10 protein-coding genes are annotated in these 8,950 nt (G+C 58.5%); 8 read left to right on the top strand and 2 right to left on the bottom strand.

From position 1 onward, the window contains the following. The first annotated feature begins 41 nt into the window (after window positions 1-41). The 4 genes from ACRESJ_RS07280 (at window position 42) to ACRESJ_RS07265 (ending at window position 4,342) form a co-directional block, all read left to right on the top strand. On the top strand, window positions 42-1,436 hold the full coding sequence (locus ACRESJ_RS07280) for an FAD-binding oxidoreductase (protein WP_431757305.1): 1,395 nt from the start codon (window positions 42-44) through the stop codon (window positions 1,434-1,436). Window positions 1,437-1,473: 37 nt separating this feature from the next. Then, window positions 1,474-2,139 (top strand): fumarylacetoacetate hydrolase family protein, encoded by a 666-nt coding sequence (locus tag ACRESJ_RS07275; protein ID WP_149416311.1) that lies wholly within the window; start codon window positions 1,474-1,476, stop codon window positions 2,137-2,139. Between the two features lie 179 nt (window positions 2,140-2,318). Beyond that, window positions 2,319-3,245 carry an SdiA-regulated domain-containing protein gene (locus tag ACRESJ_RS07270; RefSeq protein WP_431757303.1) on the top strand — a complete coding sequence of 309 codons (927 nt, stop codon included), beginning with the start codon at window positions 2,319-2,321 and terminating at the stop codon, window positions 3,243-3,245. 179 nt (window positions 3,246-3,424) lie between these two features. Then, entirely contained in the window at window positions 3,425-4,342 is a 918-nt protein-coding gene (locus ACRESJ_RS07265; protein ID WP_431757302.1) for an SdiA-regulated domain-containing protein, read from the top strand. A gap of 135 nt (window positions 4,343-4,477) precedes the next feature. On the opposite strand, the gene rpiA is transcribed toward ACRESJ_RS07265, so the two are convergent. Then, window positions 4,478-5,152: a ribose-5-phosphate isomerase RpiA gene (gene rpiA / locus ACRESJ_RS07260; RefSeq protein WP_431757301.1), complete on the bottom strand. Its 675-nt coding sequence runs from the start codon at window positions 5,150-5,152 to the stop codon at window positions 4,478-4,480. A gap of 268 nt (window positions 5,153-5,420) precedes the next feature. Here rpiA and ilvA point away from each other — a divergent pair, with 268 nt between their 5' ends. Together ilvA and ACRESJ_RS07250 are read left to right on the top strand one after the other, a co-directional pair. After that, the gene (gene ilvA, locus ACRESJ_RS07255; RefSeq protein ID WP_431757300.1) at window positions 5,421-6,935 is read left to right on the top strand and encodes a threonine ammonia-lyase, biosynthetic; all 1,515 of its coding nucleotides are present in this window, start codon (window positions 5,421-5,423) and stop codon (window positions 6,933-6,935) included. Between the two features lie 39 nt (window positions 6,936-6,974). Then, complete coding sequence (locus ACRESJ_RS07250) at window positions 6,975-7,400, top strand: DUF2269 domain-containing protein (RefSeq protein WP_431757299.1); 426 nt, start codon at window positions 6,975-6,977, stop codon at window positions 7,398-7,400. Window positions 7,401-7,520: 120 nt separating this feature from the next. Here the strand turns inward: ACRESJ_RS07250 and ACRESJ_RS07245 are convergent, their stop codons facing one another. Continuing rightward, on the bottom strand, window positions 7,521-8,177 hold the full coding sequence (locus tag ACRESJ_RS07245) for an HAD family hydrolase (protein ID WP_431757298.1): 657 nt from the start codon (window positions 8,175-8,177) through the stop codon (window positions 7,521-7,523). Between the two features lie 143 nt (window positions 8,178-8,320). Here ACRESJ_RS07245 and ACRESJ_RS07240 point away from each other — a divergent pair, with 143 nt between their 5' ends. After that, on the top strand, window positions 8,321-8,800 hold the full coding sequence (locus tag ACRESJ_RS07240; RefSeq protein ID WP_007897732.1) for an RNA pyrophosphohydrolase: 480 nt from the start codon (window positions 8,321-8,323) through the stop codon (window positions 8,798-8,800). A gap of 22 nt (window positions 8,801-8,822) precedes the next feature. Continuing rightward, window positions 8,823-8,950: hypothetical protein (locus ACRESJ_RS07235; RefSeq protein WP_431757304.1), on the top strand; the 128-nt coding region annotated here is incomplete at its 3' end.

Genomic DNA, 8,950 nt, shown 5'->3' with positions numbered 1-8,950 from the left:
GCGTTCTCAGGATGACCATGAATTGTTCGAGAGTTCTGTCGATGACCAATCCTGCCCTGATTGAAGAGCTGAAGACCCTGGTTGAGCCTGGCAAGGTGCTGACCGATGCCGACTCCCTGAATGCTTACGGTAAGGATTGGACCAAGCATTTCGCCCCGGCCCCGACCGCCATCGTGTTCCCAAAGACCACTGAGCAGGTCCAGGCCATTGTCCTGTGGGCCAATAAACACAAGGTGGCGCTGGTACCGTCAGGTGGTCGTACCGGGCTTTCCGCCGCCGCAGTGGCTTCCAATGGCGAAGTTGTTGTCTCGTTCGATTACATGAACCAGATCCTCGACGTTAACCTGACCGACCGCACCGCCATTTGTCAGCCGGGTGTGGTCACCGAGCAATTGCAGAACGTGGCCGAAGAAAAAGGCCTGTACTACCCGGTGGACTTCGCTTCGGCAGGTTCGAGCCAGATTGGCGGCAATATCGGCACCAATGCCGGCGGGATCAAGGTCATTCGCTACGGCATGACCCGTAACTGGGTTGCTGGCATGAAAGTGGTCACCGGCAAGGGTGACGTGCTGGAACTGAACCGCGACCTGATCAAGAACGCCACCGGCTACGACATGCGACAGTTGTTCATTGGCGCCGAAGGCACCTTGGGTTTTGTGGTTGAGGCGACCATGCGTCTGGATCGCGCGCCAAAAAACCTCACCGCGATGGTCCTCGGCACCGCCGATTTCGACTCGATCATGCCGGTGCTGCACGCCTTCCAAAGCAAACTCGACCTGACAGCCTTCGAGTTCTTCTCCGACAAAGCCCTGGCCAAAGTCATGGCGCGCGGTGACGTGCCGGCGCCGTTCGAATCCGATTGCCCGTTCTACGCGCTGCTGGAATTCGAAGCGACCACCGAGGAAGTGGCCAACCACGCCCTGGAAACCTTCGAGCACTGCGTGGAGCAGGGCTGGGTCCTGGACGGTGTGATGAGCCAGAGCGAAACCCAGTTGCAGAACCTGTGGAAACTGCGCGAGTACATCTCCGAGACCATTTCCCACTGGACGCCGTACAAGAACGATATTTCGGTCACTGTCTCGAAAGTACCGGCGTTTCTGAAGGAAATCGACGCGATCGTCGGCGAACACTACCCGGATTTCGAAATCGTCTGGTTCGGCCACATCGGCGACGGCAACCTGCACTTGAACATCCTCAAGCCGGACAACCTGAGCAAGGACGAGTTCTTCGCCAAGTGCGCCACCGTCAACAAGTGGGTGTTCGAAACCGTCGAGAAGTACAACGGCTCGATCTCCGCCGAGCACGGCGTGGGCATGACCAAGCGTGATTACCTGACCTACAGCCGCTCGCCGGTTGAGATCGAGTACATGAAAGCCGTCAAGGCCGTGTTCGACCCGAACGGCATCATGAACCCGGGCAAGATTTTCGCTGTTTGAGTTTTGAATTTAAGAGCAACGAACCAGGAGTCGGTCAATGAGCTATCAGCACCAGTATGTCGACGGAACGCGCATTCATTTCCCGCTGGGGAAAGTGGTGTGCATCGGCCGTAACTACGCAGAACACGCCAAGGAACTGGACAACCCGGTGCCGACCGAGCCGCTGTTGTTCATCAAACCGGGCAGTTGCGTGGTGCCGCTGGAAGGTGGTTTCAGCATTCCGACCGAGCGTGGCTCGGTGCATTACGAAGCGGAGATTGCGGTATTGATCGGCAAGCCATTGTCGACCAAGCCGAGCCGCGAAGAAGTGCTCGATGCCATTTCCGGTTTCGCTCCGGCCCTGGACTTGACCTTGCGTGACAAGCAGGCCGAATTGAAATCCAAGGGCCTGCCTTGGGAAATCGCCAAGTCCTTCGACGGCGCGGCGGTGATTGCTCCGTTTGTGTCCGGCAGCACCTTCGCCGACCTGACCGACATCGGTATTCGCCTGACCATCAACGGCGAAGTTCGCCAGGATGGCAACAGCAGTGCAATGCTCAACCCGATCGTGCCGATGATCCAGCACATGGCCGGCTGCTTCTCGCTGCAGGCAGGTGACGTGATCCTGACCGGCACGCCGGTGGGTGTCGGTCCGCTGAATGTCGGCGATGAACTGGTGCTGGAACTGCCAGGCGCCAGCAGCTTCACCAGCAGCGTTCGCTAGACTGGAAAAGCAAAAGATCGCAGCCTGCGGCAGCTCCTACAGTGATCGATGTAGGCGCTGGCTCACCCCTGCACTGCAGGCTGCGATCTTTTGATCTTTGCCGTTTTTTTCACATCCTCTGCGGATAATTCCTGATTTTCGGCAACTGCACCGACCTTAATTCCTGGATGAATACCCCAATGTCCACCCAACCGCTGCCTACGCTCAAATCTGCCCGTCGCTCGCGCTTTGCCTTGCGTTGGTATACATGGCTATTGCTGGTGGTCGCCGCTGCCTATGGCCTGGCGTTTGCCATGCATTGGGATGATCGTGGCCTGCTTTGGGTGCAGGAGCGTTTTGAAAGCACCGCCAGGAAGCAGGAAAGTATCTGGCTGCCGGACTACCATGCGGTGATCGACGCCAAGCCGCTGCCGGGCATGGAAGACGACGAGGCCTCGGACCTGGCTTACGATCCTCAAAGCAAAACCCTGTTTTCGGTCATGGGAAAAAAGCCGTTCCTGGTCGAGTTGACGCTGCAGGGCGATGTGCTTCGCAAAATGCCGCTGGTGGGCTGGAGCAATCCGGAAGGGGTGACGGTGATGGGCAACGGCTTACTCGCCATTGCTGATGAGCGCGCCCATCTGATTACGATCGTCAAGGTCGATGCTGCCACCCGCGAACTGAACATCGCCGATTTCCCGAAGTACGACCTCGGTCCGTCGAAAAATCAGAACAAAGCCTTCGAGGCGATTGCCTGGGATTCGCGCAACCAGCAGCTGTTGCTGGGTCTAGAGCGTCCTCCGGCGCTGTTTACCTGGAAGAGTGACGGTCAGAAACTGATCGGCGACAAGCAGGCATTGGCCAATGACGAGCTGGATGTCCGCAATCTCTCGGCGCTGGCCATCGACCCGCGTACCCGTCATACCCTGGTGTTGTCTGCTGACTCGCACCTATTGCTGGAGTTGGACGAGAAGGGCGAACAGGTCAGCTTCATGACGCTGCTACGCGGTTTCAATGGCCTGAAAAAGACCATTCCCCGCGCCGAAGGCGTGACCATGGACGAAGCGGGAACGCTGTACATCGTCAGCGAGCCGAACCTGTTTTACCGCTTCGAAAAACAGAAATAACCCCTGTAGGAGCTACCGCAGGCTGCGATCTGTTGATCTTTTTTTAAGATCAACATCAAAAGATCGCAGCCTTCGGCAGCTCCTACACAAGCGTGTTTATTTCAATTTATGACCATTAAGCTTTAATTCAGTCAGGCGTGGTATTTCATCCGCCTGATCTGAACCCGAGCCCGTGCCCAATGCGTCGATTTGCCCGCCCCAAGCCCCTGATTCTCATCCTTACGGCGATTGTATTGGTCGCGTTGATCGCGATCGGCCAATACCTGCGCCTGTTTGAGCGCGCCTGGTTCAACATGCACACGCTCTGGCAGCCGATGAGCAGCCAGTCTATTGGTTTGGACCGATATCAGGTGGTCGTGGAAGCGCAGGTCATCGTGGGGCTCGATGATGATGTGTCAGCCTTGACCTACGATCCGGTGCGCAAAAGCCTGTTCACCGTTACCAATAAAGATCCCGAACTGATCGAGCTGTCCCTCGACGGCAAAATTCTGCGACGCATTGCGTTGATCGGGTTTGGCGATCCTGAAGCCGTCGAATTCATCACCGACGACACCTACGTCATCACTGACGAGCGTAAGCTGCGGTTGATCAAGATCCATCTGGAACATGACACCACCTTCCTCGACGCCGCCAACGCGGAGCAATTAACGCTCGGTGTGCACATGAGCGGGAACAATGGATTTGAGGGGTTGGCCTACGACTCGGTGGGCAAGCGATTGTTTGTCGCCAAGGAACGCGACCCGATGCTGATCTATGAGGTGCACGGATTTCCGCATTTCAACCCGGAAAAGTCCTACGCCGTACACGTGTTCAACAATCCCAAGCGCGATGCCGGTATGTTCGTGCGTGACCTTTCGAGCCTGCAATACGACGAGCGCAGCGGCCACTTGATGGCGCTGTCCGATGAGTCACGGCTGATTCTGGAACTGGATGTGGACGGTCGACCGTTGAGCACCCTGTCATTGAGCAAGGGGCGCCAGGGGCTGCAAAAGTCCGTACCGCAAGCTGAAGGGATTGCCATGGATGACGAGGGAACGATGTATCTGGTGAGCGAGCCGAATCTGTTTTACGTCTTCAAGAAACCGCCACAACCCTAACCAGCACCACAAAAACCATTGTGGGAGCTAGCCTGCTAGCGATAGCGGTGCATCAGTCGCCTTCAATATCAACTGACAGACCGCCATCGCTAGCAGGCTAGCTCCCACAGGTATTTCATTTGCCCGAAGAGGCGATTACTCAGCGCGCAGGGTCTTCACGCCCTCGCTGGTGCCCAGCAGCAACAAGTCCGCCGGACGTGCCGCGAACAAGCCATTGGTGACCACGCCGACAATCGCATTGATCTGTGTTTCCAGCTCCACCGGGTTGGTGATCTGCATGTTGTACACATCGAGGATGATGTTGCCGTTGTCGGTCACAACGCCTTCGCGGTAAACCGGGTCGCCGCCCAGCTTGACCAGTTGGCGCGCCACGTGGCTGCGGGCCATCGGGATCACTTCGACCGGCAGCGGAAACGCGCCGAGCACCGGTACCAGTTTGCTGGCGTCGGCGATGCAGATGAAGGTCTTGGCCACGGCCGCGACAATCTTCTCGCGGGTCAGGGCTGCGCCGCCGCCTTTGATCAGGTTCAGGTGTTCGTCGCTTTCATCGGCGCCGTCAACGTAGAACTCCAGGTCACTCACTGTGTTGAGTTCATACACTGGAATGCCATGGCCCTTGAGGCGGGCAGCAGTGGCCTCGGAGCTGGCGACCGCGCCATCGAACGCGCCCTTGTGCTTGGCCAGGGCATCGATGAAGCAGTTGGCGGTGGAGCCGGTGCCGACACCGACGATGCTCTTGTCATCGAGTTTCGGAAGGATGAAGTCGACGGCGGCCTGAGCCACTGCCTGTTTGAGTTGATCCTGGGTCATGCGGGCTCCGAGGTGCCGAAGAGGGAACGAAAGGCCGGCATTATAGGCTTCGAGGCGGGGAAGGTCATTGCCCGATTGGCAGGTCACCCCCGGTCACTGTAGGAGCGAGCTTGCTCGCGAAGGTCGTAAACGATGACGCGTAAATACAGATACCCCACGGCGTCTTCGGGTTTTTCGCGAGCAAGCTCGCTCCTACAACGGGTGGTCGTACGGACAAAAGCCGGGTTAGACTCCTTGGTCCTGCCCAACCCCGCTCAGTGAGTTTGCGATGCTTGAACAGTACGTCAAAAAGATCCTCAACTCGCGCGTTTATGACGTTGCCGTAGAAACCCCCTTGCAGAATGCTCGTCAGCTCACCGAGCGGTTGGGCAACGATATTTGGCTCAAGCGTGAAGACTTGCAGCCGGTGTACTCGTTCAAGATTCGCGGCGCCTATAACAAGCTGACCCAACTGAGCGCTGAAGAGCGCGCGCGCGGCGTGGTCACCGCTTCGGCGGGCAACCATGCGCAAGGCCTGGCGCTGGCGGCCAAGGTATTGGGCGTGAAAGCCACCATCGTCATGCCCAAGACCACACCCGAGATCAAAGTCGAAGGCGTGCGCTCGCGCGGTGGCAAAGTGGTGCTGCACGGGGATTCGTTCCCGGAAGCCCTGGCCTACTCGTTGAAACTGGTCGACGAAAAAGGCTACGTCTACATTCACCCCTATGACGATCCCCACACCATTGCCGGGCAGGGCACGGTGGCCATGGAGATTTTGCGTCAGCACCCGGCACCGCTGGATGCGATTTTTGTCCCGGTCGGTGGCGGGGGGCTTATTGCCGGCATCGCGGCATACGTGAAGTATCTGCGTCCGGACATCAAGGTCATCGGTGTCGAGCCGGATGACTCCAACTGCCTGCAAGCCGCCATGGCGGCGGGTGAGCGTGTTGTGTTGCCAACCGTGGGCATCTTCGCTGACGGCGTGGCGGTGGGGCAGATCGGGCAGTACACCTTTGATATCTGCAAAGACTATGTCGACGAAGTCATCACCGTCAGCACCGACGAAATTTGCGCAGCGATCAAGGATATCTACGACGATACCCGCTCGATCACCGAACCTGCCGGCGCCTTGGGCGTGGCGGGGATCAAGAAATACGTCGAGCAGCGTGGCGTTACCGGGCAGACCTTCGTGGCCATCGACTCCGGTGCCAACGTCAACTTCGATCGCTTGCGTCATGTCGCCGAGCGCGCCGAGTTGGGCGAAGGCCGTGAAGCGATCATCGCCGTGACCATTCCCGAGCAGCCGGGCAGCTTCAAGGCGTTTTGCGAAGCCATCGGCAAACGCCAGATCACCGAATTCAACTACCGCTACAACACCGGCAGCGAAGCGCACATTTTCGTTGGCGTGCAAACCCATCCGGAAACCGACCCGCGCAGCGCGTTGATCGCCAGCCTGGGCGAACAGGGCTTCCCGGTCGTCGACCTGACCGACAACGAACTGGCCAAACTGCACATTCGCCACATGGTCGGCGGTCGCGCGGCCCATGTGGTTGATGAAGTGATCCTGCGCTTCGAGTTCCCGGAGCGTCCGGGGGCGTTGTTCAACTTCCTCAGCAAGCTCGGCGGGCGCTGGAATATTTCGATGTTCCATTACCGCAATCATGGCGCGGCGGATGGCCGTGTGGTCGCCGGGCTGCAAGTACCCCATGACGAGCGTCATCTGGTGCCGGCGGCGCTGGAAGAAATCGGTTACCCGTATTGGGATGAAAGCGACAACCCGGCCTATCAGCTGTTTCTTGGCTGAAGGGCTACGCTGATGGGCAAGGCATAAGGAAATCGAACCATGGAAACCTTAACAACCCTGAAAGCGGCGCACATGGTGGCGACGGTGGTGTTGTTGGTGTGTGCGCTGGGCTTGGGAATCTGGGTCTGGCGCGCGCGGCGTAACGGCGACGCAACGGCGGGCAGCCGCACCCTGCAACGGCCACGGGTGTTTGTATGGCTGTTGATGGGGCTGGCCTTGCTGAGCATGCCGTTTACCGGCTGGTGGATGGTGCATCTGGTGGGGTGGCCGCTGGGGCAGACCTGGCTGCTGGCTTCCAGCGTGCTGTACACCGTGGCGGCGCTGGCGTGGTTCTGGCTGCTGGTGCGGCTGAACAAATTGCGCAAGACGCCGGGTGGCGTTGGCAGATTTACCTTTGCCTTGGCGTTGTTCAGTTTTGTCTGTTTTGTTGCCATTGCCGGGTTGATGGGTGCCAAACCTGTTTAGGGCTTGAGACCGAGTTGCCCCAATCGCTGGCAAGCCAGCTCCCACAGGGTTCTCCGGTGTTCACAGAGTCTGTGTCCGCTGAAGATCCTTGTGGGAGCTGGCTTGCCAGCGATGGCGTCATCAGTCGCGCAGACTGAATACCGGCCAACCACGCTTCTCGGCTTCGGCCCGCAGATTCGGATCGGGATCAACCGCCACCGGATTCGCCACCTGCTCCAGAAGCGGCAAGTCGTTCATCGAGTCGCTATAGAAGTAGCTGTCCTCCAGTGAAAACCCGGTCTCCTCCAGCCAACGATTCAAGCGCGTCACCTTGCCTTCACGGAAGCACGGCACGTCAGTGCTGCGCCCGGTGTAGCGGCCGTCCTGCATTTCGCATTCGGTGGCGATCAGGGTGTCGACGCCCAGGCGCTCGGCGATGGGGCCGGTGACGAAGCGGTTGGTGGCGGTAATGATCACTAGCTTGTCGCCGGCGGCCCGGTGCTTGGCCAGCAGTTCGATGGCCTTGGGCAACATCAGGGGCTCAATACAGTCGCGCATGTAGTCGTTGTGCCAGATGGCAAGCACGTCCATTTCCGTGCGGCCGAGAATCTCCAGGCAGAAGTTCAGGTAGGCGTCGTTATCGAGCTTGCCTGCCAGGTAATCCTGATAGAACTCGTCGTTGCGTGCCTTATAGGCCACCGGGTCGAGGAAGCCACGTTCACACAGGTAATCGCCCCAGGCGTGGTCGCTGTCGCCGCCCAGCAGCGTGTTGTCCAAGTCGAATAAAGCCAGCCGCATTGCAGTTACTCGCTGAAAAGTCTGTAGAAAGGCGTCCAGAATACGGACTTTTCACAAGAGTGCACATAAGGTAGGCCGGCGCGTTGCTGCCTTCACAACCTTTGTGGAACAATGCGGCGACATGCGTTTGCGAGGTTGTTGCCGTGATCGACCCCGATGGTTTCCGTCCTAATGTCGGGATCATTCTCACGAATGATGCCGGCCAGGTGCTATGGGCTCGCCGAATCAATCAGGATGCCTGGCAGTTTCCTCAAGGTGGAATCAACCCCCAGGAGACGCCGGAAGACGCCTTGTACCGCGAGCTGAACGAAGAAGTGGGCCTGGAGCGCGAAGATGTTGAAATACTCGCCTGCACCCGGGGCTGGTTGCGCTATCGTTTGCCGCAACGTCTGGTCAGGACGCACAGCCAACCGCTGTGTATCGGCCAGAAGCAGAAATGGTTTCTCCTGCGCCTGATCTCTAACGAGCAGCGGGTGCGGATGGATTTGACCGGTAAACCGGAGTTCGATGGCTGGCGCTGGGTCAGTTATTGGTATCCGCTGGGCCAGGTGGTGACATTCAAGCGCGAGGTGTATCGACGCGCCCTAAAAGAGCTTGCCCCGCGCCTTTTGGCGCGCGACTGACGACGGAGTTCGACCCCGAGCCATGCTCAATACGCTGCGCAAGATCGTCCAGGAAGTTAACTCCGCCAAGGATCTCAAGGCGGCGTTGGGGATTATTGTGTTGCGCGTCAAAGAGGCCATGGGCAGCCAGGTCTGCTCGGTCTACCTGCT

Origin of the sequence: Pseudomonas sp., assembly GCF_050739655.1 — a bacterium.
In the GTDB taxonomy this organism is placed as follows: domain Bacteria; phylum Pseudomonadota; class Gammaproteobacteria; order Pseudomonadales; family Pseudomonadaceae; genus Aquipseudomonas.
This window is presented reverse-complemented; position numbering and strand designations above follow the sequence as displayed.

Coding starts and splice junctions, on each gene's coding strand:
- ACRESJ_RS07280 (WP_431757305.1), top strand. CDS start 42: ATGACCAATCCTGCCCTGATTGAAGAGCTGAAGACCCTGGTTGAGCCT.
- ACRESJ_RS07275 (WP_149416311.1), top strand. CDS start 1,474: ATGAGCTATCAGCACCAGTATGTCGACGGAACGCGCATTCATTTCCCG.
- ACRESJ_RS07270 (WP_431757303.1), top strand. CDS start 2,319: ATGTCCACCCAACCGCTGCCTACGCTCAAATCTGCCCGTCGCTCGCGC.
- ACRESJ_RS07265 (WP_431757302.1), top strand. CDS start 3,425: ATGCGTCGATTTGCCCGCCCCAAGCCCCTGATTCTCATCCTTACGGCG.
- rpiA (WP_431757301.1), bottom strand. CDS start 5,152: ATGACCCAGGATCAACTCAAACAGGCAGTGGCTCAGGCCGCCGTCGAC.
- ilvA (WP_431757300.1), top strand. CDS start 5,421: ATGCTTGAACAGTACGTCAAAAAGATCCTCAACTCGCGCGTTTATGAC.
- ACRESJ_RS07250 (WP_431757299.1), top strand. CDS start 6,975: ATGGAAACCTTAACAACCCTGAAAGCGGCGCACATGGTGGCGACGGTG.
- ACRESJ_RS07245 (WP_431757298.1), bottom strand. CDS start 8,177: ATGCGGCTGGCTTTATTCGACTTGGACAACACGCTGCTGGGCGGCGAC.